22 protein-coding genes are annotated in these 21103 nt (G+C 64.4%); 12 read left to right on the forward strand and 10 right to left on the reverse strand.

Annotated elements, in window-relative coordinates:
* The first annotated feature begins 126 nt into the window (after positions 1 to 126).
* Positions 127 to 1008, forward strand: coding sequence for an ATP-dependent sacrificial sulfur transferase LarE (larE, locus tag Har1129_RS14095; protein ID WP_151101229.1), 882 nt, complete (start codon positions 127 to 129; stop codon positions 1006 to 1008).
* 15 nt (positions 1009 to 1023) lie between these two features.
* On the opposite strand, the gene Har1129_RS14100 is transcribed toward larE, so the two are convergent.
* Positions 1024 to 1653: a histidine phosphatase family protein gene (locus tag Har1129_RS14100; protein WP_151101230.1), complete on the reverse strand. Its 630-nt coding sequence runs from the start codon at positions 1651 to 1653 to the stop codon at positions 1024 to 1026.
* Between the two features lie 2 nt (positions 1654 to 1655).
* Positions 1656 to 3281 (reverse strand): twin-arginine translocase subunit TatC, encoded by a 1626-nt coding sequence (locus tag Har1129_RS14105; protein ID WP_151101231.1) that lies wholly within the window; start codon positions 3279 to 3281, stop codon positions 1656 to 1658.
* Positions 3282 to 3385: 104 nt separating this feature from the next.
* On the opposite strand from Har1129_RS14105, the gene Har1129_RS14110 reads away from it, so the two are divergent.
* The 3 genes from Har1129_RS14110 (at position 3386) to Har1129_RS14120 (ending at position 6750) form a co-directional block, all read left to right on the forward strand.
* Entirely contained in the window at positions 3386 to 5575 is a 2190-nt protein-coding gene (locus Har1129_RS14110; protein WP_151101232.1) for a twin-arginine translocase subunit TatC, read from the forward strand.
* 310 nt (positions 5576 to 5885) lie between these two features.
* Entirely contained in the window at positions 5886 to 6062 is a 177-nt protein-coding gene (locus tag Har1129_RS14115; RefSeq protein ID WP_151101233.1) for a ribbon-helix-helix protein, CopG family, read from the forward strand.
* Positions 6052 to 6750 carry a queuosine precursor transporter gene (locus Har1129_RS14120; protein WP_151101234.1) on the forward strand — a complete coding sequence of 233 codons (699 nt, stop codon included), beginning with the start codon at positions 6052 to 6054 and terminating at the stop codon, positions 6748 to 6750. Before Har1129_RS14115 ends, Har1129_RS14120 begins: the two co-directional genes overlap by 11 nt.
* An 18-nt stretch (positions 6751 to 6768) precedes the next feature.
* Here Har1129_RS14120 and Har1129_RS14125 read toward each other — a convergent pair whose 3' ends face one another.
* Positions 6769 to 7560: a 23S rRNA (uridine(2552)-2'-O)-methyltransferase gene (locus Har1129_RS14125; RefSeq protein ID WP_151101235.1), complete on the reverse strand. Its 792-nt coding sequence runs from the start codon at positions 7558 to 7560 to the stop codon at positions 6769 to 6771.
* 306 nt (positions 7561 to 7866) lie between these two features.
* Here Har1129_RS14125 and nirK point away from each other — a divergent pair, with 306 nt between their 5' ends.
* The 4 genes from nirK to Har1129_RS14145 all read left to right on the forward strand — a co-directional run bounded on the left by nirK (position 7867) and on the right by Har1129_RS14145 (position 11406).
* On the forward strand, positions 7867 to 8952 hold the full coding sequence (nirK, locus tag Har1129_RS14130; RefSeq protein WP_151101236.1) for a copper-containing nitrite reductase: 1086 nt from the start codon (positions 7867 to 7869) through the stop codon (positions 8950 to 8952).
* Positions 8953 to 9105: 153 nt separating this feature from the next.
* Positions 9106 to 9849: a DNA polymerase sliding clamp gene (locus Har1129_RS14135; RefSeq protein ID WP_004516027.1), complete on the forward strand. Its 744-nt coding sequence runs from the start codon at positions 9106 to 9108 to the stop codon at positions 9847 to 9849.
* 6 nt (positions 9850 to 9855) lie between these two features.
* Positions 9856 to 10752: an alpha/beta fold hydrolase gene (locus Har1129_RS14140; RefSeq protein WP_151101237.1), complete on the forward strand. Its 897-nt coding sequence runs from the start codon at positions 9856 to 9858 to the stop codon at positions 10750 to 10752.
* Positions 10753 to 10788: 36 nt separating this feature from the next.
* Positions 10789 to 11406: a hypothetical protein gene (locus Har1129_RS14145; RefSeq protein WP_151101238.1), complete on the forward strand. Its 618-nt coding sequence runs from the start codon at positions 10789 to 10791 to the stop codon at positions 11404 to 11406.
* Positions 11407 to 11413: 7 nt separating this feature from the next.
* On the opposite strand, the gene Har1129_RS14150 is transcribed toward Har1129_RS14145, so the two are convergent.
* Positions 11414 to 12334, reverse strand: a complete 921-nt coding sequence (locus tag Har1129_RS14150) for a DUF4382 domain-containing protein (RefSeq protein WP_191906172.1) — start codon at positions 12332 to 12334, stop codon at positions 11414 to 11416.
* 191 nt (positions 12335 to 12525) lie between these two features.
* Here Har1129_RS14150 and hjc point away from each other — a divergent pair, with 191 nt between their 5' ends.
* A complete protein-coding gene (gene hjc, locus Har1129_RS14155) occupies positions 12526 to 13044 on the forward strand; it encodes a Holliday junction resolvase Hjc (protein ID WP_151101239.1) in 519 nt (172 codons plus the stop codon).
* 24 nt (positions 13045 to 13068) lie between these two features.
* On the opposite strand, the gene Har1129_RS14160 is transcribed toward hjc, so the two are convergent.
* Positions 13069 to 13707: an SWIM zinc finger family protein gene (locus Har1129_RS14160; RefSeq protein ID WP_151101240.1), complete on the reverse strand. Its 639-nt coding sequence runs from the start codon at positions 13705 to 13707 to the stop codon at positions 13069 to 13071.
* Between the two features lie 129 nt (positions 13708 to 13836).
* Here Har1129_RS14160 and Har1129_RS14165 point away from each other — a divergent pair, with 129 nt between their 5' ends.
* Positions 13837 to 14046: a hypothetical protein gene (locus Har1129_RS14165; protein WP_151101241.1), complete on the forward strand. Its 210-nt coding sequence runs from the start codon at positions 13837 to 13839 to the stop codon at positions 14044 to 14046.
* Here Har1129_RS14165 and priL read toward each other — a convergent pair.
* The gene (priL, locus tag Har1129_RS14170) at positions 14043 to 15119 is read right to left on the reverse strand and encodes a DNA primase regulatory subunit PriL (protein ID WP_151101242.1); all 1077 of its coding nucleotides are present in this window, start codon (positions 15117 to 15119) and stop codon (positions 14043 to 14045) included. The two genes, Har1129_RS14165 and priL, sit on opposite strands and share 4 nt — an antisense overlap.
* 289 nt (positions 15120 to 15408) lie before the next feature.
* On the opposite strand from priL, the gene Har1129_RS20665 reads away from it, so the two are divergent.
* Positions 15409 to 15561 carry a hypothetical protein gene (locus Har1129_RS20665; protein ID WP_004516020.1) on the forward strand — a complete coding sequence of 51 codons (153 nt, stop codon included), beginning with the start codon at positions 15409 to 15411 and terminating at the stop codon, positions 15559 to 15561.
* Between the two features lie 364 nt (positions 15562 to 15925).
* Complete coding sequence (locus tag Har1129_RS20985; RefSeq protein WP_225307820.1) at positions 15926 to 16063, forward strand: hypothetical protein; 138 nt, start codon at positions 15926 to 15928, stop codon at positions 16061 to 16063.
* Between the two features lie 197 nt (positions 16064 to 16260).
* Here Har1129_RS20985 and Har1129_RS14180 read toward each other — a convergent pair whose 3' ends face one another.
* The 4 genes from Har1129_RS14180 to Har1129_RS14195 form a co-directional block, all read right to left on the reverse strand.
* Positions 16261 to 16716, reverse strand: a complete 456-nt coding sequence (locus Har1129_RS14180) for a DapH/DapD/GlmU-related protein (protein ID WP_151101243.1) — start codon at positions 16714 to 16716, stop codon at positions 16261 to 16263.
* A gap of 398 nt (positions 16717 to 17114) precedes the next feature.
* Complete coding sequence (locus Har1129_RS14185; protein ID WP_151101244.1) at positions 17115 to 18392, reverse strand: adenosylhomocysteinase; 1278 nt, start codon at positions 18390 to 18392, stop codon at positions 17115 to 17117.
* Between the two features lie 44 nt (positions 18393 to 18436).
* Positions 18437 to 19501 (reverse strand): hypothetical protein, encoded by a 1065-nt coding sequence (locus Har1129_RS14190; protein WP_151101245.1) that lies wholly within the window; start codon positions 19499 to 19501, stop codon positions 18437 to 18439.
* Positions 19502 to 19639: 138 nt separating this feature from the next.
* Positions 19640 to 20938, reverse strand: coding sequence for an amidohydrolase (locus Har1129_RS14195; RefSeq protein ID WP_151101246.1), 1299 nt, complete (start codon positions 20936 to 20938; stop codon positions 19640 to 19642).
* Between the last annotated feature and the right edge of the window lie 165 nt (positions 20939 to 21103).

The following is a 21103-nucleotide window of genomic DNA, read 5'->3' on the forward strand; positions in this document are numbered from 1 at the left end:
CGACGCCAGCGAGAAAAAACCCGTCGTCAACAGCTTCGGTAGCGTGGGCAGCCGACACTGCTCCGGCTCAGTCAGCCAGACACCGAACGCGAAGGCGTTTTTGCGCTCCACCGAGAAAGGAATCCCATGTCTGCTGTTTCGGAGAAGCTAGCGGCCGCCCGCGAAGACCTCAAGTCGCGAGACGGCGTGCTCATCGCCTTCTCCGGTGGTGTCGATTCGAGTGTCGTCGCCGCGCTGGCCCACGACGCCCTCGGCGACGACGCCATCGCCTGTACCGCCAAGTCCGAGACGCTGCCCGCTGCCGAGCTGACGGACGCCACCCGCGTCGCCGAGGAGATCGGCATCCGCCACGAGATCGTGGAGTTCTCCGAACTCGACAGCGAGGAATTCATGCAGAACGACGATATGCGGTGTTACCACTGCCGGTCGATGCGGCTGGGCGCGATGTACGACCGCGCCCGCGAGCTCGGCATCGACATCGTGTGTGACGGGACGAACGCCTCCGACACGGGCGAGGGCCACCGCCCCGGTCTGCGCGCCGTCGAGGAGCTAGACGCCTACTCCCCGCTGCTGGAACACGACATCGAGAAATCCGAGGTCCGGGAGATCGCCCGCGAATACGACCTCTCGGTCGCCGACAAGCCCTCGATGGCGTGTCTCTCCTCGCGGATTCCGACCGGCCTCGAAGTCACGGAGGAACGCCTCTCCCGCGTCGAGAAGGCAGAGCGACTGCTGCGAACGTGGGGCTTCGAGCAGTTCCGCGTGCGCGACCACGACGGCCTCGCCCGTATCGAAGTGGGTGAAGAAGAACTCGAAACCGCGCTGGACCCCGACTTCGTCCGGACCGCCCGCGATCACATCGAGGACTGTGGCTTCGACCACGTGACGCTCGATCTTCACGGCTACGAAACCGGCAGCGTGAGTCCCGAGACGGAGGACGCTGCTGAAGAAGAAACCGAAGACGTGGTCAGCAACGTTTTCGACGCGGACTATCCGTCGGTCGACTAAGACGCGTACCGGCGCTCAGTCCAGCAGACTGCGCCAGCCGGTCAGTTCTTCGCCGACCAGTTCCGGGTCGTCCCCATCGAGTCGGATTTCGTTGACGGCGCAGTTCGCCTGTGAGCTTTCGGCCAGCGCCGCGTCCGGGTCCTTGCCGGTGAGCTTCGCCAGCAGCACCTTGATGACGCCGCCGTGGGTGACCACCAGCGTCGTCTCGCCGGCGTCGGTGGTCGCAATCGCTCGCTGCCACGCCGATTCGACCCGCTGGCGGAAGGTCGGGATGCCCTCGCCGCCCTCCGGGGATGCATCGAGCGAGATGACGCTGGCGTCCCGTTGGTGGTCGGGATACTCATCAAGCAGTTCGTCGGCGTACAGGCCCTGCATGATGCCGAAGCCACGTTCGCGCCACTCGGTATCGAACTCAGGGTCGGGCAAGCCGGTGTAGCCGTCGCCGGCCGCGGCAGCCGTCTCGCGGGTGCGCCGGAGGTCTGAGGCGAAGACGCGGTCGACAGTGTAGCGGTCGTCAAGCCACGACCCGAGTGCGATGGCCTGCGTCTGTCCCTGATCGGTCAGTCGGCTCGGTGCCCAGCCTTGGATGCGCCCGTCGCGGTTCCACGTCGTCTCGCCGTGTCGGGCCACGAGTAGCGTCCCCATCGTTACGCCTCCTTGCCGCGCCAGCGCGCGACGGCGATGGTCGCTTCATAGAGGACGATGAGGCCGACGGCGACGGCGATTGCGGCGTTTCGTGGGAGGCTGAACTGGTTCACGAGGCGGAACAGCGTCGGGTCGGGACTGCCGAGATAGCCGGCGACGATGGCGACAGCCCACACTGGCAGGCGGGCGGCCCGGAACCCGCGCCAGAGCTTGACCGAGCCGTAGTAGTTCTTGTTCACGTAGGCCAGCGCTTCGAACAGGACGATCATGCCGCCGCCGACCAGCATCGGCGTGGCGTTCCCGAGACCGACAGCCGCGAGCGATTCGGTGACGACGGCCGGAAGCTGCTCGTAGTAGCCCGTCGGGACCGGTGCGGGGCTGAGGACGTAGCCGGCGATACCGAAGGCCAGCCACGCGGCGGGCCGGCGAGCGGCGAGGTCGTCGGCCGTCGGGACCGGCGAGGTACTGCCGGTCCAGCGAAGGAGCAGCAGGGTTCCCTCGAACAGGCCGATCATCGTCACCGCGACCATGAGCGGGGCCATCCCGGTCGGGTCCGGGCTGAACAGGAACGCCACAGCGGCAAAGCCACCCCAGAAGTACAGCCGGCGGTCCTGCAGCCACTGGCGGGTCGTCACGCCCATCATCACCGCGAGCATCACGAACAGCGGAATCTGGAAGATGAGCGCGAACAGCCCGAGCATCAGGATGATGAGGTTGAACGTCTCGCTCAGGCCAAAGGCTAGGTCAGCCGCGCGGTCGGAGTAGGTGATGAAGTAGTCGAACATCGCCCGCAGCACGGCGAAGTACGCGAAGCCGACGCCGACAGCGGCGAGAACGAGGCTCGTCGGGACTGCGGCGAGGTAATAGCGTCGCTCGCGAGGGTACAGCCCCGGTCGCATGAACAGGTACGTCTGGTAGACAAACACCGGTAAGGCGGCGATAAAGCCGACCAGCGAGGACACTTTCAGTCGCGCCAGAATGAGCGCGAGCGGGTTGTACACGTTCGGACAGTCAGCGCCCTCGACAACGCTGCCATCGACATTCGTCGCGACCTGACCGCAGGCCTCGGCCGGCCCGTCGAGGAAGGAGTACCACAGGAAGTTGATGAGTTCGTCGGAGTACGGCAGGGCGATGACGGCGACGACGGCCATCACGCCGACGACGACGAACAGCCGCATCGCCATCTCCTCGACGTGGTCGGCCAGCGGCATCTCCTCGTCGTCGGGTGCCCCTTCATTGAGCACCTCGTCGTCCGGGTCGTAGCTGGACGGGGCTGAGCCGCCGCCGTGCGTCGGCGTGGCACTGCCACCAGCACCAGCCGGCGAGGGCGTCGACTTGCCCCAGTCGGTCGGCACGTCCGCCGGCACGGCGGCGGTGACATCCGACGCGTCCCGGTCGAACAGCCCGGCGCTGGATTCGTCTTCGGTCGGGGCTGCGTGGGACCCGACAGTGTCCTCGTTACCACCGGCCGGCGCGGGACCGGGACCAGTTACCTCGTCCGTCTCCCGGTCGGCGTCAGCCTCGGCTACGGGGTCGGTTGGAATCGACGACTCGTCGGACTCGTCGTCGGACGGTAGTGGCGGCTCCTCGTGCCTGCGACGCTCGTCGTCCGCGTCACCGTCCTCCATCTGTCCCGGGCTTAGACGGTGGGTGTTGTAAACTTTCTTTTCGAGCAGTGGCTGTCACCGGGATGAATAAATTGATAACGCCCACTGGGCTAGGCACAGAGAAGATGGCGAGTGCTATCGACGAGGACACCGTCCAGACGGTTCAGAGCGGGCGCGCGACGCTCGGCGCGATGCTCCGCTCGGCGCAGGTGCACCTTCAGAAGGTGTTCATCGTCTTCGTCATCGGGATGATCGGCACCATCATGGCGCTACAGTACGGCGTCTGGGACACACTACGCGCCGATCTCCTGTACTCGCAGATGGACCTCACCACCCAAGAGGCAACAAGCATCGTCGCGGTCACCCCCTTCGACGTCATCCTCCTGCAGGTGAAAATCGGCGCGGTAATCGGGATTATCATGTCGCTCCCGCTGCTGATTTACTTCGGCCGCGACGGCCTCCGCCAGCGCGGCTGGTGGCCGGCCGAACACATCCCGGCATGGAAAGGGGCAATTTTCGTCACGATAAGCCTGAGCCTGTTTTTCGGCGGCATCGCCTACGCCTACGAGCTGTTTTTCCCGCTGATGTTCAATTTCCTCGCCGGTGATGCGTTCAAAGCCGGCTTCACCCCGCAGTATTCCATCGTCAAGTGGTTCCAGTTCGTCTTCCTGCTGGCCGTCTCCTTTGGACTCGCCGCACAGTTGCCGCTGGTGATGACGGTACTCTCCTACACCGAGATTGTCCCCTACGAGACGTTCCGGGACAAGTGGCGCTACGCGGTGATGGGGATTTTCGCCTTCGGTGCGCTGTTCTCGCCGCCGGACCCTTTCACCCAGATTATGTGGGCCGCGCCGCTGTGTGGCCTCTACGGTATCAGCCTCGCGCTGGCGAAGCTTGCGATGCTGGTCCGCCGCTCCGGTGACCTCGTCAGTACCAGTGCTGTCGCCCGCGGGCACTGGAACACGATTCTCGGCGGCGCAGTGCTGGGCGGCGGCGTGGTGTACTACGTCTTGGCGACGCCAGCGTTCCAGTACATCCAGCAGTTCGCTGAAGTGTTCCCGTCCGACCGGCTCACCGGTGATATCCAGCCGCCGGCGCTGTTCGGGCTTCCCGTCGAAAGCACAGCGATGCTTCTCGCCGCCGTGTTCGGTGTTCTCGGCGCGGTTGTCGTCCTGTACTACCACGTCCTGACGGCGCTCTCGGAGAAGGCCGGGCCCGGTCAGGTCGGTGACCCGACGGCCATCGACATCGACGAACTCAACGCCTCGGCTGTTGAGGTCGCCCCGCCAGAAGTGTTCGAGGAGATGACCGAGGACGAGGCGCTCGCCCACGCCGACCGAGCCCTCACGGACGACAACAAAGAGAAAGCGCAGGCTGTCCTCGACCGCTGGGACATGACCCACGAGGACGGGGAGGGCGAGGCGGGCGACGGCGCGGACGGGACCGCCGAAGCGGACGAAGAAGACGCGGGCGTGTTCACCTCGACGACCGCCGGCATGGTCGACGCCTTCACCGAGGACGAGACCACCGAAGACGAGATCGGCGGGTACTACTACGACATCCAGTTCATCCTCAGCGCCTTGGCTTCCCGGGCGTTCGTGATTCTGGGCATCTTCGGGGCGGTGCTCGCCGCCGCGTTCCTGTTCCTCTACCAAGGCGGCATTGGATCGATACAGCGGACGTTCGTCAGCCGGCTCCCGCCGGAGATGGCCGCCGACGTGAGCATCGTCACGCTCCACCCCGTCGAACACCTCGTGTTCATCGTCAAGTTCTCGACGATACTCGGGGCCGTCTCTGTCATTCCCGTGGTGCTGTACTTCGCGTGGCCGGCGATGCGCGAGCGCGGCCTCGTCATCGGCAACCGCAACATCCTTGGTATCTGGGGCGGGACGCTGTTCGCCGCGCTCATCGGCGGGAGCCTGCTCGGGTTCCTCTACGTGGCCCCGATGACCATCTCTTGGATCGCCTACGATCAGCTGAACTCGAACATGGTCATCGCCTACCGGGTGAGCAAGTTCGGCTGGCTCGTGTTCTTCCTCACCATCGGTATCGGCCTGCTGGCCGAGATTCCGGTGACGATGTTCCTGTTCCACAAGGGCGGCATCATCCCGTTCCACCTGATGTACGAGCGCTGGCGTGAGGTCGTCATCGCAATCGTCGCCCTCTCGGCGATCCTCTCGCCCAGCGGCATCTTCACCATGTTCATCGTCGGCATTCCGACGGCGCTGGCATATATGCTCGGCCTCGGCATCCTCTGGGTGTACACGCTCGGCGGTCGGCGGACGACGAACCGGCGTAGCGAGCCGGCCGACTGATAGCTGTTCGCACCCAATCGAGGTGATATTCAGCGATTATCGCACCCCGACCCGTCGTGGAGCGTGCAGTGAAGCGTGTACCGGGCAGTGGCTCTGCGAATATCTCGGGACGCTCCTCGAAAGACTGACTTTCTATACGTTTCCCTCATCCGACCCGTCGCCGATGCAGCAACCTTCGTTACTGCTGGAACCGTCGAGAGGTGCCCGATCTCCCGGATAGTGACGCTGTCAGACACGGCATCTGTGTGAGTCCACACGGCCGGTCGCCGAATCACAGTAGCTAAGCATATGCTCAATATATTCCTCAGATATGCCCAAGATAAGCGTCGAAGTCCCGGCCGAACTACTGAACGACATCGATAAGCACGTCGGCGAAGACGGGAAGTTCGTCAACCGAAGCGAGGCCATCCGCGCCTCGGTACGAAAAACGCTCGACGTGCTTGACGACATCGATGAACGGCAGGGACGACTCGACGATGAGCAGTGAGCGGTCCGAAGCCGTTCGCGTCGGTCTCGTCGCGCTGTTCGTGACAGCGCTGGTCACCTCACAGGTGACCGCCTCGAAGCTGCTCGCGTTCTCGTTGCCGTTCTCGCTGCCCCTTGCCGGGTCGACGCTCGTGCTTCCCGGGGCCGCGCTGGCGTACGCGCTGACGTTCTTCGCCTCCGACTGCTACGCCGAACTGTACGGCCGCCGGGCCGCAACGGTCGTCGTCAACGTCGGCTTCGCCATGAACTTCGTCCTGCTGGCGCTGGTCTGGAGCACGATTCTCGCCCCCGGACTCCCGCAGGCGGCCCAGCCGGTCGACCTCGCCGCCTTCCGGAACGTCCTCGGAGCCAGTACGGCCATCGTCGTCGGAAGCCTGTCGGCCTACATCGTCAGCCAGAACTGGGACGTATTCGTCTTCCACTGGCTCAAAGACCGAACGGACGGCGAAAAGCTCTGGCTCCGCAACATCGGTTCGACGGCCTCCAGCCAGCTCATCGACACGGTCATCTTCGTCGGCGTCGGCTTCGTCCTGTTTCAGGGCACCCCGCCGGGCGAGGCGCTGGCGCTCATCGTCGGCCAGTACCTGCTGAAACTCGCTATCGCTGTCCTCGACACGCCCTTTGTCTACGCTGTCGTCGGGTTCGCCCGGCGAAACGACATCGCCCCGACTCCGGCGCGGGCCGACTGAAAACGGACTATAGGCGGCTTATTCGACTGGTTCGGCGAAGGCGTATCGGGGCTTCACGTCATCGACGCGGACCTCGACAGTCTCACCGGCCTCGACGCCGCTGACGAACACAGTGAAGTTCTCAACCTTGGCGATGCCGTCGCCTTCCTCGCCGATGTCGTCGATAGTGACCTCGACGATGTCACCCTCGCGGACCGGCGCTGTCAGGCGGTGTTTGGCCACCAGATACAGTTCCGAGGAGGAGTCACGAGAGGCGTCGGGGCGGACCTCGCGGACGTACTCGAACTCCGGTTCGATGTCGGCGATGAGGTCGTCGAGGTCCTGTCCGTCGAACACCTTCGCACAGAAATCACCGCCGGCGTCGAGCAGGTCCGTCGCGACTTCGAAAGCCTGCCGGACCAGATGGACCGACCGGGCGTGGTCGAGGTCGTACTGGCCGGTCATGTTCGGGGCCATATCGGAGATGACGACGTCAACCGGGCCACCGGTGCCGTCGCTCTCCCCAACTATTTCACGGATTTCGTCTTTCGTGCTGTCCTCGGTCATATCGCCGCGGACGTACTCGACGGTCGGTTCGGGGTCGTCCAGATCGTCGATAGTCTGGCGGTCCACGCCGACCAGCGTGCCTCGCTCGCCGATTCGCTCGGCCGCGACCTGCATCCAGCCGCCGGGCGCAGCGCCGAGGTCGACGACGGTCCGTCCCTCGCCGAGAAGGCCGGCCGTGTCATCTAGCTGCTGGAGTTTGTACGCCGACCGAGCGCGGTACCCCTCCTGCTTCGCTCTGTTGTAATACTCGTCTTTGCCCGACATAGTTACCTCACACCGCGTGTGTCTTCACTGCTCAAATCTGACGAAACCGTAGTCATAGTACCACGGAAGCGGTCAGCGCTCAAATGGATGCCGACTCGGAGTTTTCAGGCGAGCCACTACACGCCTGCCGCCGTCGGTTGTGCCACAGGGGACCTTGGCGTAGGTTTGGAAGCCCCATATTACCCCGGACCCGAACACGTTCACTGTCGTTCTTACCTCGCAAGAACGGGTCTCAGCGGCTGAGATTGCGCATCTCAGTATATACCGCTTACGCACAGAGTCCTATCTGTAGGACGTGACCTTCCGATGTCAACCATTCCAACGGCGACGCGGAGGCGGGTGTTAGAAGCCTTGGGCGTCGGCACGGCCGCGCTTGCGGGCTGTGCCAGCGCACCGGGTGCAAACAGGCAATCGACCGAAGCGGAGACGACCCCACAGGAGCCAGCCATGAACGCCGCACAACAGACCGACGTCGACCGTATTGCCGCAGACCCGACCGCTATCCCGGACCCCATCGACCGGTCGGAGCCAAAGACCGTGTCGGTGGAGATGACCACCAAAGAGCAGGTCGCAGAGGTCGAGCCGGGCGTCACCTACACGTACATGACGTTCGGCGACCAGATTCCCGGCCCGATGATCCGGGTCCGCCGGGGCGACACCGTCGAACTCACAATCACGAACGAGGAAGGAAACTCGATGCCCCACAACATCGACCTCCACGCCGTCCGCGGCCCCGGAGGCGGTGCTGAGGCGTCGATGGTCACGCCGGGCCAGACCAAGACGTTCCGCTTCAAGGCTACCTACCCCGGCGCGTTCATCTACCACTGCGCCGTCCCGAACCTCGATATGCACATCTCCTCGGGGATGTTCGGGATGATACTCGTCGAGCCGAAAGACGGGCTCCCCGAAGTAGACCACGAGTTCTACTTCGGCCAGCACGAGCTGTACACCACCGGCGACGCCGGCGAGAAGGGGCACCACGACTTCGACATGGAGGCGATGGCAGCCGAGGACCCCACGTACGTCCTGATGAACGGGGAGAAGTACGCCATCACGCCGGACGTCCATGGCTCGCCGAGTATGTCGGTCGGCGACACCGCCCGCGTCTACTTCGTGGCCGGCGGCCCGAACCTCGACTCCAGTTTCCACCCGATTGGGTCCGTCTGGGACGAGGTCTGGCAGCAGGGCTCCATCGCCGGGCCGCCGAACAAGTACGTCCAGACCACGCCGGTCAAGCCGGAGTCCTGTGCTATTGCGACGCTTCACGCCGAGGTTCCCGGTCCGATCAAACTGGTCGACCACGCGCTCTCCCGGGTCGCCCGCAAAGGAATGATGGCCATCATCAACCGCGAAGGGGCGGCAAACCCCGAGGTGTTCGAACCGGAGGCCTGACCGCGCCGCCGGAGTGGCCGAGCGCCGCCCGCTCGGACCCGATTACTCGGTAGACGGTACGACTCGTACTCACCGACGCCACCCGCGGTCGCTCGCGCGCACGCGGTTTCAATGAGGGACTTTTTAATGGATGGGGGCATACTTCGGTTCAAGATGTTCAACGCCATCGTGAGCGCAGATACGCTCCAGGCGACTCTCGACTCTGTGAGCGTGCTGGTGGACGAGTGCAAGATCCACCTCGAAGAAGACGGGCTGGAAATCCGGGCAGTCGACCCGGCAAACGTTGGAATGGTCGACCTACGGCTCGACGCGGCGGCGTTCGAGTCCTACGAGACTGACGGTGGACTCATCGGCGTCAATCTCTCCCGCCTCGAAGACATCGCCGGCATGGCCGATGCCGGCCAGCTCGTCCACCTCGATCTGGACGAGGAGACACGGAAACTCCACATCTCTATCGACGGTCTCGAATACACGCTCGCGCTGATCGACCCCGACTCCATCCGTCAGGAGCCCGACCTCCCGGACCTAGACCTCTCGGCGAATATCGTCATCGAGGGGAAGGACATCGACCGGTCGGTCACCGCCGCGGACATGGTCAGCGACCACATCGCGCTGGGCGTCGACGCGACCGAGGAACTGTTCTACGTCGACGCCGAGGGCGACACGGACGACGTCCACCTCGAACTCACCCGCGACGACCTCATCGACCTCACGCCCGGCGACGCCCACTCGCTGTTCTCGCTGGATTACCTGAAGAACATGAACAAAGCCATCCCGAAAGACGCCGAGGTCGAGATGGAACTCGGTGAGGAGTTCCCTGTCAAGATGCACTTCAGCTTCGCTGAAGGGCAGGGTCGGGTCACGTACATGCTCGCGCCGCGCATCCAGAGCGAGTAGCGTCGGATGCCGTCCGCCCCGCCGATTCCGGCTGCTGACTGGCTGCCGGACGACTCCGAGACCGACTCGTTCTCGCTCCCAGACGGTCGGCGGCTGGCGTACGCCACCTACGGTGACGCCGACGGCTACCCGGTCCTCTTCTGTCACGGCACCCCGGGATCACACGTCATCGCTCGACTGCTTGCCACACCGGCCCGCGAGCGTGGCGTCCGTCTCATCGCCCCGGACCGTCCGGGAATCGGAAACTCGGAAGACGCTTCTGTCACGCTCGACGACTGGCCGGACGATGCCGGGCACCTCCTGTCGCATCTCGACGTCGACGCGGCTGGTACCGTCGGCTTCTCCGGCGGCGGCGCGTTCGCGCTGGCCTGTCACCGATTGTCCGAGATAGAGCGAGTTGCACTCATAGGCAGCAGCGGCCCGCCGTCAATCGGCGCGACGGGGCGCGTCCAGCGGTTCGTGGGTGCACTGTCCCGACACGCCCCGTGGGCGCTTAACCGTCTGTTTCGCCTGCAGCGGTGGTTCGCCCTCCGCCAAGACCCGTCCTACGCCGTCGGGTTCGTTGCCGAGGAAACACCGGAGACGGACGCCTTGGCGGCCGACGAAGTGGCCCGGATCGTCCGGGCCGATATGCTCACGTCGATGGCACGCGGGCCGAGCGGAATCAGCCGCGAGCAGCGCCTCCTCTCGCAGCCGTGGCCCGTTGCCCTCGAAGACGTGTCCGTTCCAGTGACGGTGTTTCAGGGACAAAACGATGCTAACGTCGCGCCGTCGACGGGCGAAGGCCTCGCTCAGCGGCTTCCGGACGCCTCGCTCGAACGCGTCGACAGCGACCATCTCGGTACGTTGACAGCGGCTGGCGAGGACGCGCTGGCCGCCGTACAGCGTCGCACGCGCGTCTGACGTACCGTTTTGTGGGTCGGGTGCCAACGGGCCGGTATGGAGAACCTCGGGGACGCGTACAACAACTGGCGCTGGAAGGGACGCGATCCCCGCCGCGTCGTTGCCGGTGCGACCCTCGGGTTCGTCGGCGCGCTGGCGGTCGTCGTGGCGATCCTTCTGGTGACGACCCCGCTGTCGGCGGTCGTCGGCGCGACAGCACCCCACGCCGCCGAGAAGCTCGGCGGGACGCTGGGTGGTCTGGGTATCCCCGCGATGTTCCTGAGCGTCGTCGCCGTGCTCCCGTCGAGCCGCCGCGAGCAGACCGGCGTCACCGTCGGTGCGGTCCTCTGTCTGGTCGGAATCGGACTGTTTCAGGTAGCGTATCCCTACAACTGGACGGTCGGTGAGCAGACGCTAGCATTCGAAACGACGATGGCGTATTTCATCGGGACGTGCGTGGCGTTCTGGTTCGTGTTCACGGCGATGGCGAGCTTCCGACGACGGAACAACCCACACGGTACTGTGAAGCTTGAGATTTCGCACAAAGGCGAAACCAAAACTGTCCAAGTGTCCCCCAAAGAGTACAGGCGTTACACGCAGGCGGTTCGCGGCGACGGCGGCACGACCGACGAGGTCATTCAAGAGCTGGAGTCCCGACTCGAAGACGAAGGGTAACTGGGCGCTACTCGGCAGCCGTCGTTTCGTTGCCGCGCCGATCCGACTCCGTCATCGAGTCGCGGTCGGTTTCCTCGATCTCCGTCGTCTCGACTTCGGTTTCGTCGTCATCGGCGGTCCCGTCGCTGTCCGCCTCCGCATCGTCAGTTCCGTCTTCCGCATCGTCGCCGACCTCCGCCACGTCGACATCCGTACCGGCGACACCGCTTTCCGAGATGACCGGCAGGAGGTTGTAGCCGCCGTTGCCCTTCTTGACGACGTTGATATCGAAGACGAACTCGACCGATTCGCCGGCGACAACCTCGAACGGCTTAGTTATCTGGAGCTTCCCGCTCGGGATCTTCACGTCGGCAGACTCACCGTCGACGACTCCGTCGATGGAGTCAGCGTACAGTTCGATTTTGCTGTAGCGGCCGGTTTCGAGTTCGCCGTCGAGGACGCCGATGGCCTTGTCCCCGACAACCTCGGTGAGGTCGACAGTCGCGCCGTCGAGGTCGCGGACGACGAAGCCGCCTTCGTCGTCTTCAGTCTCACTTTCGTCGTCTTCGTCGTCCGCCGTCCCGGTCGGTTCGACTGTCTCCGTTTCGGTTGCGTCGGTCGTGTTCGTTTCCGTTGCTTCGGTCTCGGTCACGTCTCCGTTGTCAGCCGTTTCCTCGCCGTCTCCCGCGTGGAAGATACGGGCTCGCGAGAACGATACGTCGAGCGAATCAAAGTCGCCGATGGCAGCAGGCTGGTCGCTGATGAGGAGACGGAATCCCCCGACAGCGCCGCTACCGTCTGTCGTCGTGTCCCCGTCAGTCGAGTCGCCGTCACTGGTTCCGTCACCGCTGGTCCCGTCGGACCCGCCGGAATCGCTCGATCCGGAACAGCCGGCGAGGAGGCCGACGCCGATGCCAGCGCCCGTCGCGATGAACCGTCGCCGCCTCATTGGCGTTGCCCCGCATCGTGTGTCGCCGTCGATACTGTCTCTGCTGTTGCGGACGAAATCATTCCATGACGTGGGATGGAGTTGGGACGTATATCCCCCGCGATAGATCAAACGATGTGCGCTCGTTTGAACGAAATGAACGGTCTGGTCGTATCTGAACGGTTTTACCCCCGTCGCTCCACGTCCTGCTAATGGCAAACTCGAACGCGAAGGGCGACCGCCGCGAGCGCGAGCTGGTCAACGCACTCGACGAGGCGGGCTTTGCGGTGATGCGCGCACCGGCGAGTGGCAGCGCGACTGAGCGGGAACTGCCGGACGTGCTCTCTGGCGACGGCGAGACGTTTTACGCTATCGAGGCGAAATCCAGCGCCGGCGACCCCATCTATCTCACCGGCGAAGAGGTTGAGGCGCTACTCTTCTTCGCCCGGAACTTCGGCGCGAAGCCGCGTATCGGTGTCCGGTTCGACCGCGAGGACTGGTACTTCTTCCACCCGGCCGACCTCCACACGACCGACGGCGGCAACTACCGCGTCAAGAAGGAGACAGCCCTCTCTGACGGGACTGACTTCGATGAGTTCGTGGGTAACTCCGAAAAGGTCACGCTGGACGAGGTGGGCGACGACGGCCCCGACCAGAGCGTGCTAGACGTGCTGTCGGCCTTCGAGCGCGGCGACCTCGATAAGGAAGAAGCCGCGGCGATGCTGGAGTAGGGGTTCGCGGCGGAGCGGGAGACGCTACGACGTGACGAGTTCGGCGTCCTCGATGCGGCCGAGTCGCGACAGGGGAAAGGCGTATTCTCGCGGTTCAGTCGCGTTGACGGCCTCGGAGAGATACGTCGCAAGCACCACGAGATCGTCGGGCGGGTAGCCGTCGTTGGTGTCGTAGTCGGCGACTGTCTCATCCGTCGCCTCGATAGTCCAGCCGTCGGCCGGTGTGTCGGTGACAGCCGTAACGACGAGTCTGTCGTCCGTCTCGTGGTCCCGCACGATGTCGCCGGTTTCCAGTCGGCAGTTGCCACAGAGATGTGGCGTCTGTGCGTCCGTGGTGACGAAGGTAACGGTGCCACAGGCGTCACAGGTCGCCCGTTCCTTGTCGGGCGGCGCGATCCGCTTGGCAGTGATTTCGAGTGCGACACGCCGGAGGTGTTTGCAGTGCTCGCCGCGGATGCGGTTGTCGGGACAGGAACAGGCGTGCTGTGCAATGTCGACGAGGTACGTACTGTCACTCTCCGTCGTCACGGCGTACGTGCTGCCCGCTCGCGGGCGCACGGCCATACGCTCGGTCCAGGCACGGGCAGCCCGGTCCGGGAGAGAACGGAGGTCCGGTGCAAGTGCGGTATGCTGCCGGTCAGCTGATGGCTCGATAAGCGTCATAGGTGCGGACGCGGCTGTATTTTCCAATGCGTCCAGTCGAAACGTAGGTGCTACACGGTCCTAAATGACTCGGCCAGCGGACTCCAGCGCTTCGATACCCTTTTTGCCGGCCCTGTGAAATCGCAGAGCATGGATATCGAGCGGGAGACGCTCCTGCAAATCGTCATCTCGGCGGTCGCCGTCGTGCTGTTCGTCGGCGCAACTGTTACCGCCTCACAGATGTATCTTAATGGGTCAACCGTAGAGGCAACGGGCGGCTACGCTCTCATCGGCGCAATCGGGCTGTTCGTCGTGTTTATGACCGCTGCCGGCCTCTGGCTGGAACGCCAGCAGTTCTAGGCGTCGGCCTCTTCGTCGGCCTCATCCTCGCGCCAATCGACCAGTTCCTCCTCGTCGGTGTCGTCTAACTTCTGCTCGTAGTAGCCCATCGGGTGGGCAATCGTCTCACAGAGGTCGTCCATGTTGACACAGTCGCCGTAGGACTGCATGGTCGAACACGCCGGCGTCGAGTACTCCGTCGGACTGGTCTCCCCGCGGATGTGGTCGACCTGATACCGGGTTGCTTCCTCACCGAAACCCGGATTGACCTGAAACAGGTCGACGATTTCGTCCGTCGTCATCCCGATTCCGATGAGGAAGGTCGCGATTGCAAACCGAGAGTGGTGTTCGAGATGCTCACCCTTCTGCACTTGGTCGAGGAGAGACTTCATGCAGGGCGGGAACAGCTCCGGGACGACGGTGTCGATCTCGCGGGTGAGTTCCAGCTCCGAGAGGACTTCCTCTAAGCGGTCGACCTCCTCGGTCAGTTCGTCTGCGATAGCGTCGGGGACATTGAACGGCAGCCCGTCGGTGACCCGATGGCGAATCGCCTGTTTCAACAGGACGTGCAGTTCCTCGGCGGTGACCCTGACTTCGCCGTCTGCCAGCGGCCGATTGACCAGCCGCCAAGAATCGCCCCGCTGGTCGGCCGCCAGATCGAGATACGCACCGACCTCGATGCGGTAGCCGTCGCCAGTGTCTCTGACGGCGCTCGCGAGGTCGAACTCCGCGAGCAGTTCCGCGCGGTCGAGCGTCTCGCGCTGGGTCGATTTCAGCTCCGTCGTCGTCGCGAACTCCTCGGTGAACCGGTCGTAGGCCGCCTCGGCCTCCGCCTGCGCGTACTTCCGGGTGCAGATGTGCACGTCGACGAGCGACACCAGCACGCGGGCGACCGGGTACGACAGCAGTTCGACGCGGGTCCGCCGATGTGGCTCCCCGACAGTTCCGTCCGTGATTGCCGATTCGACCCGCTCCAGCGCGCGCGCTGTGACCGTCTCGTCCGTGGCGACGATTTCGCCCAGATCTACCGCCGCGGCTTCGACGGCCTCCCGCGACCGCGCTAGAAAGGGGTAGCGTGCGTGGAGCGGTTCCATTGCCACCACCTTTCGGATGGGAGCGAATAAAATTGCCGTCACCGGGACGACCGGTGTCGGATTCCCGACAGCCAGTCCGAGACTCAGTCCAACCAGAGTGGAGGGCTATACATATAGATCCCGGCCGGTGGCGGATGAATACAGCTAGTAGACAAGCGGATACCCGCCAGCCCCTACTGATGAGATGTGGTACGGACGCGGGTCGGCGACTGTACTCGGTTCGGTCGGGGAACTGGACCAGTGCAGTCACCCGACGAGGTAACTGCCAGACGGGACACAGAGCACACCGATGACGCACGAGCACGACACCGATTCACAAGAGGGCATCAGAGCGACATTCGAAGAGTACGACGTCGGCGTGGATACGGTCGCCCACATCGGCGACCCAGAAAACCCGTCGGCGTGGATTCAGTCGACGCTCTTCGTCGACGTAACCGAGTAAGATTACGCAACGGTCACCGGCGGCACCAACGAAGCAGTCAGGTTTGTATCTGTGTGAAGTGAGTTCCCTGCCCGCTACGGGCATGCGACTTTTGTCAATCAGAATACGATAGGTATGCCACGGGGAGCGACCGCGTCGGTATGGTCCCATGTGGAGGTGCTTGCACGATGAGTGACGCCGCCGCCCAGTCCGAACGTCCCACCGAGAGCGCGCTGGCGCGACCCGGCCCCCAATAGTTCTGGGGCTGGCAACGCTGTGGGGCTTCCGCGCCGCGCTGGCGGGCGTCGGCATCACCGTCGTCAGGCTCGGTGCGGTCGGCACATGGCACTACATCGCCGCCTCTAACGCCGTCTCGACGCCGGCTGTGACCGTCTGCTTCCTGCACGGCGGCTGGCTGGGCGACTCACTGGCGACCACTGCCAAGGAGACGGCCACCACAGCCGAAGCCGACGCAGCAACGGACGCCGAGTCACCGGCTGAAAACGACGGGGCGGCGGTGTAACGTCCGCTCGTTCAACCGGTTTCGGTGGCCGACCCGTCCGCCAGCGAAAATCGTCTGCGTATCGTACCCTGTGTCCCGCGCCGGAACGCAGCCCCGATGTGGTCGACATGCTGTGGAAATACGCTTCCGGTTATGATCCTGCCTCAGCGTGGGTTTGTTGTCCGTCTCTCGGGAGGTATTAGTGTTTTTGCCGACGGTCAGAGGGAGCGCTGTACCGTTTCCGTGGCGCTCCGGACCACAGTTTCGTCGGGGACGTCGTCGGTTACAGTGGTTCCGGCCCCGATCACGGCGTTTTCACCGACCGTGACGCCCGGGAGAACCACCGCGCCAGCACCGACGAAAGCCCCGTTTTCGATGACTATCTCGTCGAACGTGTCGTTCTGGAACTCCATGCCCGTATCGGTGAGGTCGTGGGTTACACCGACGATGGAGGCGTTGGGCCCGATCTGGACGGACTCGCCAAGCGTCGCGTTCTCGACGTAGGCGTTTGCGTTGATATCGGTCGGTCCGTGGATGGTCGCCTTTTTGATCGAGGCCCCCTCGTAAATCTGCACGCCGTCGTCTATATCGGCGTCGTGGATAGTCACGTATTCGCGAATCTCGACGGTTCCCAGCGTCGCGTTCTCGACTTGGGCGGTCTCGTGGACAGCCATATGCAGACATCAGCGCCGACGGTAATCATCGTGGTGGCGGTCGGTCTTGGAGCGGGATAGAGTCGCCGTAGCGCGGCTCAAAAAAGTCACCAGCAATCAGCGGTCTGTGGGTGCCCTAGTTCGGGGCTGACTCTATATCCACCACGGGTCGCTTCGCTCCCCGTTCCGGTACGAGGTTCTTCGCTGGGCTCAGAACCTCGCTACTGCTCGCGGTTCCCTTCGGTCACCGCTGCGCGTCTGACGGGCCGCTCCCTGCGATCGCGCCCCGCCCTACCGCGGCTTTGCCGCTCGACTGAAAGGCGGTCTTCGCTCCGCTCAGAATCTCGCCTCTGCTCGCGGGTCGTTCCTCCCCGCTCGCTACCTGGCGATTTTCGGTCGCGAAGCTCCCTCAAATCGCCCTACGTCCCGTGCTGCCAAGAATCCATATACTCGGCCTGCACGTCAGTCAGCGAATCGAAGTCGACACCCTCCGCGTCGAGTTTGATTTCCGCGACTTCCTTGTCGAGTCGGTCCGGAACAGCGTGGACGCCGGCCTCGTAGTCGTCGCCGTTCTCGACCAGTTCGCGGACACAGACGGCCTGCACGCCGAAGCTCTGGTCCATCACCTCGACGGGGTGACCCAGTGCGATGGGCGTCGCGAGATTGACCAGACGGCCCTCGGCCAGCACGTTCAGGCGGCGGCCGTCGGCCATCTCGTAGGTCTGGACGCCGTCACGGGCCTCGTAGGTGTCGACAGCGAGGTCCGACAACGCGTCGAGGTCGACCTCTACGTCGAAGTGGCCGGCGTTGGCGAGCAAGACGCCGTCCTGCATGGCCTCGAAGTGCTCCTCGACGATGACATCACGGTTGCCGGTGGTCGTGATGAACACGTCGCCCTCGGCGGCAGCTTCGGCCATCGGTTTGACCTCGTAGCCTTCCATGTGCGCTTCGAGCGCGCGGCGGGGTTCGACTTCGGTGACGATCACGTCTGCGTTCTGGCCGCTAGCTTTCTTCGCGACACCTTTGCCGCAGTCACCGTAGCCGGAGACAACGACGGTCTTACCGGCCCACGAGAGGTTCGTCGTCATCGCAATGGAGGCCAGTGAGGACTCGCCGGTGCCGTGGACATTGTCGAACAGGCGCTTCATCGGCGTGTCATTGACCGCGAACACGGGGTAGTCGAGTTCGCCGTCCTCGTCCATGGCGCGTAGGCGGTGGACGCCGGTCGTCGTCTCCTCTGCCCCACCGATGATGGTGTCGATGAGTTCCGGGTAGTCCTCGTGGATGGCCGCGACGAGGTCCATCCCGTCGTCGACGGTGATCGTCGGCTTGTGGCCGATGACAGCCTCGATGGCCTCGTAGTACTCCTCGTCGTCGACGCCGCGCTCGGCGTATGAGGTGACACCGTCGACGGCGTCGAGAGCGGCGCTCACGTCGTCATGTGTCGAGAGCGGATTACAGCCGGTGATGGCGACTTCCGCGCCGCCGACCGCGAGGATTTCCGTGAGGACGGCGGTCTTGGCTTCGACGTGCATCGCCATGCCGATCCGTTCGCCGGCAAAGGGCTGGTCGGCCTCGAACTGCTCGCGGAGCGCGCCGCAGATGGGCATGTGCTGGATGGCCCAGTCCATCTTTCGGCGGCCGGAATCGCGAGCCTCGTCGAGGTCGTCAAGTCGCTCAGAGATAGGCGTCGTCATGTCGCGATAGAGGAAGAGAACGCCTAAAACGCTACCGAAGCGGTTCAGTTACCGCGGTCGTTCGGCGGGCCGGCGTCGTCCGGTGGGCCGCGGTTGCCGTCGTCGTCATCGTCGTCATCGTCGCTATCGTCGTCCTCGTCACTGTCGTCGTCTTCGTTCTCCTCGGACTCGCTCTCGTCGTCTTCAGTCTCGTTGTCTTCGGTCTCGTTTTCCTCCTCTTGACCGTCATCCTCGTCGTCCTCGGTCGCATCGTCGTCTTCGGTTTCGTTCTCGGCCTCGTCGTCACCGCGGTCCTCGGGCGGTCCAGCGTCTTCCGGGGGACCGCGGCGGTCGTTCTCAGTTTCGTTCTCGTCGTCCTCGGTCGCATCGTCGTCTTCGGTTTCGTTCTCGGCCTCGTCGTCACCGCGGTCCTCGGGCGGTCCAGCGTTCTCAGGCGGCCCAGCATTCTCCGGCGGGCCGCGGCGGTCGTCCTCGGTCTCGTTCGCATCGTCACCGAAGATGTCGGCCGGCGGACCCCGGCGCTCGCTGGGCTGGGTTTCGTTCTCGCTCTCGTTCTCACCGGTGACGTGTGCGGGCGGGCCGGCGTGATCCGGCGCGTTGCCGGGGTTGTTCGCCGTCACGAAGCTGGCGACGGCCGGGCCGATGCCGCCGGTCCGGTTCTCGTCGCCCAGCAGGTCGCTGACGTAGGCCGACACTTCGAGTCCGAAGGTGTCGAACTCGGTCACGTTGGTGGCGTTCGCCGGCGCGGCAGTCAGGTCCGTTGCGGTCGTCGCGGTGTGATTATCGGCCGTCGCCGTCACGTTGACCGTGACGTTCTGCTCGGGTGCTGGCAGTCCGACCGTTCCGTCGCTGTCGGTCGTGTAGTTGCCGGTCCCAGCATAGGAAGCGTTGTCAGCCGTCGCCACGGCGACAGAAGCGTTCTCGACGCCCGTCTCGTTCTGTGTAACCGATACCGTCGCGCTGCCGTCGGCAGCCTGCGAGACACCGACGACGAGAGTATTCCCCGCGCTAGTGGTGCCGGCCGAGTCCGCAGCAGCCGCCAGACCCGGACCGACGGCCAGCAGGGCCAGTCCGACAGCGGCGTACAGTGCGAAGAGTTTGGTGCGCATCGTACCCGATACGTTCGCCGAGAGGGCGATAAACACCCCCTCCCGTTCAACTCGTTCAGGCCGTTTGCGGCATCGACAACACCGCCTGAAAAATAGTTATACCGTTCAAGACACCCTCTCAGCGTTTATTCCGCTCACTCAGTCACCGGCTCGTTCGACCAGCGCGGCCGCGTGCTCGTTCGCTCGCTCGCGGACGGCCTGCTCGTCAAACACCTCGACCGTCCGGTCCCGCATGAGCACCTCGCCGTCACAGACTGTGTGGCACACGTCGCTCCCGTGGACGGCGTAGGCCAGATGCGAGACGGGGTCGTGGGCCGGCGTCAGGTGCGGCGCGTCGAGGTCGATGACGGCTAGATCTGCGTTCGCGCCGGCTTCGATGCGGCCGCTGTCGAAGCCGAGCAGGTCCGCGCCGTTTGCAGTCGCCATCTCCACGACTGTCCCGGCGTCGACCGCGCTGGCGTCGTCGGCCGCGAGTTTGCCGATCATCGCCGCGTCGCGCATCTCGTCGAACATATCGAGGTCGTTGTTCGACGCCGCGCCGTCGGTCCCGATACCGACGGTGACGCCGGCATCCAGCAGGTCTTGAACGGGAGCCATCCCGCTGGCGAGTTTCATGTTCGAGGCGGGGCAGTGGGCGACGCCGGTGTCGGTCTCGGCCAGCAGATCGATTTCGCTGTCGTCGACGTGGACGCCGTGGGCCACGTAGGTATCACCGTCCAGCAGGCCGATGTCGTCAGCGTAGGCGAGCGGCCGCTGTCCGTGCTCGTCGACGATTGGCGTCACCTCGTCGCGCGTCTCGTTGGCGTGCAGGTGGATCGAGAGGTCATCGTCGAGGGCCTGTGGGACGTACTCACGCAGGTATTTTTCCTCGACAGTCGTCAGCGAGTGCGGTTGGAACGTCGTCCGAATCCGGCCGTCGGCCGCGCCATCGAGTTCACGGGCCACGTCGAGACTCTCCTGCAGGTCAGACCGCGCGGCCGCGTCGTCCTTGCCGACGGTGACTGCAGTAAAGCCCAAAACTGCCCGCATCCCGGCCTGATCGACTGCGTCCGCGATCTCCTCGACCTCGAAGTACATATCCGACAGCGCCGTCGTCCCCGACCGAATCATCTCGACCAACCCGAGTTCTGCCCCGGCGCGGATGTCCGCAGCGGTCAGTTCCGCCTCGACGGGCCAGATGTCCTCCTGTAGCCACGCATCGAGGGGTTTGTCGTCAGCGAGGCCCCGCAACAGCGTCATCGCGACGTGTGTGTGGGCGTTGACCAGCCCGGGAATGACCAGACCGTCGCTGGCGTCGAGTTCGTCGTCACCGTCCAGTGCACGCGGTTCGTCGACCGCCACGATGTCGCCGCTGTCCTGTGAAACCAGTACGTCCGCACGCTCGACGGTCAGGTCCGGACGGAGGACCTGCCCGCCGGTGACGAGAAGTTCGCTCATGGCGGTGGCTTCGCAACCGCGGGCCTTAGTTCGACGGGTCCACAGCGCCGCCGTGTGGCGTGTTGCCACATATTCGCACAGGTAGAGCGGGCTGACCGCCGAGGCGGTGCCTGTTCCGTAGGGGTCTTTCCCCTCCGGCGCGTTCGAGAGGGCAAGAGAATGGCG

Origin of the sequence: Haloarcula sp. CBA1129, from assembly GCF_008729015.1 — an archaeon.
Taxonomy (GTDB): domain Archaea; phylum Halobacteriota; class Halobacteria; order Halobacteriales; family Haloarculaceae; genus Haloarcula.

Bases quoted from the DNA above. Each gene is read 5' to 3' on its own strand.
- larE (WP_151101229.1), top strand. From the start codon at position 127: ATGTCTGCTGTTTCGGAGAAGCTAGCGGCCGCCCGCGAAGACCTCAAG.
- Har1129_RS14100 (WP_151101230.1), bottom strand. From the start codon at position 1,653: ATGGGGACGCTACTCGTGGCCCGACACGGCGAGACGACGTGGAACCGC.
- Har1129_RS14105 (WP_151101231.1), bottom strand. From the start codon at position 3,281: ATGGAGGACGGTGACGCGGACGACGAGCGTCGCAGGCACGAGGAGCCG.
- Har1129_RS14110 (WP_151101232.1), top strand. From the start codon at position 3,386: ATGGCGAGTGCTATCGACGAGGACACCGTCCAGACGGTTCAGAGCGGG.
- Har1129_RS14115 (WP_151101233.1), top strand. From the start codon at position 5,886: ATGCCCAAGATAAGCGTCGAAGTCCCGGCCGAACTACTGAACGACATC.
- Har1129_RS14120 (WP_151101234.1), top strand. From the start codon at position 6,052: ATGAGCAGTGAGCGGTCCGAAGCCGTTCGCGTCGGTCTCGTCGCGCTG.
- Har1129_RS14125 (WP_151101235.1), bottom strand. From the start codon at position 7,560: ATGTCGGGCAAAGACGAGTATTACAACAGAGCGAAGCAGGAGGGGTAC.
- nirK (WP_151101236.1), top strand. From the start codon at position 7,867: ATGTCAACCATTCCAACGGCGACGCGGAGGCGGGTGTTAGAAGCCTTG.
- Har1129_RS14135 (WP_004516027.1), top strand. From the start codon at position 9,106: ATGTTCAACGCCATCGTGAGCGCAGATACGCTCCAGGCGACTCTCGAC.
- Har1129_RS14140 (WP_151101237.1), top strand. From the start codon at position 9,856: ATGCCGTCCGCCCCGCCGATTCCGGCTGCTGACTGGCTGCCGGACGAC.
- Har1129_RS14145 (WP_151101238.1), top strand. From the start codon at position 10,789: ATGGAGAACCTCGGGGACGCGTACAACAACTGGCGCTGGAAGGGACGC.
- Har1129_RS14150 (WP_191906172.1), bottom strand. From the start codon at position 12,334: ATGAGGCGGCGACGGTTCATCGCGACGGGCGCTGGCATCGGCGTCGGC.
- hjc (WP_151101239.1), top strand. From the start codon at position 12,526: ATGGCAAACTCGAACGCGAAGGGCGACCGCCGCGAGCGCGAGCTGGTC.
- Har1129_RS14160 (WP_151101240.1), bottom strand. From the start codon at position 13,707: ATGACGCTTATCGAGCCATCAGCTGACCGGCAGCATACCGCACTTGCA.
- Har1129_RS14165 (WP_151101241.1), top strand. From the start codon at position 13,837: ATGGATATCGAGCGGGAGACGCTCCTGCAAATCGTCATCTCGGCGGTC.
- priL (WP_151101242.1), bottom strand. From the start codon at position 15,119: ATGGAACCGCTCCACGCACGCTACCCCTTTCTAGCGCGGTCGCGGGAG.
- Har1129_RS20665 (WP_004516020.1), top strand. From the start codon at position 15,409: ATGACGCACGAGCACGACACCGATTCACAAGAGGGCATCAGAGCGACA.
- Har1129_RS14180 (WP_151101243.1), bottom strand. From the start codon at position 16,716: ATGGCTGTCCACGAGACCGCCCAAGTCGAGAACGCGACGCTGGGAACC.
- Har1129_RS14185 (WP_151101244.1), bottom strand. From the start codon at position 18,392: ATGACGACGCCTATCTCTGAGCGACTTGACGACCTCGACGAGGCTCGC.
- Har1129_RS14190 (WP_151101245.1), bottom strand. From the start codon at position 19,501: ATGCGCACCAAACTCTTCGCACTGTACGCCGCTGTCGGACTGGCCCTG.
- Har1129_RS14195 (WP_151101246.1), bottom strand. From the start codon at position 20,938: ATGAGCGAACTTCTCGTCACCGGCGGGCAGGTCCTCCGTCCGGACCTG.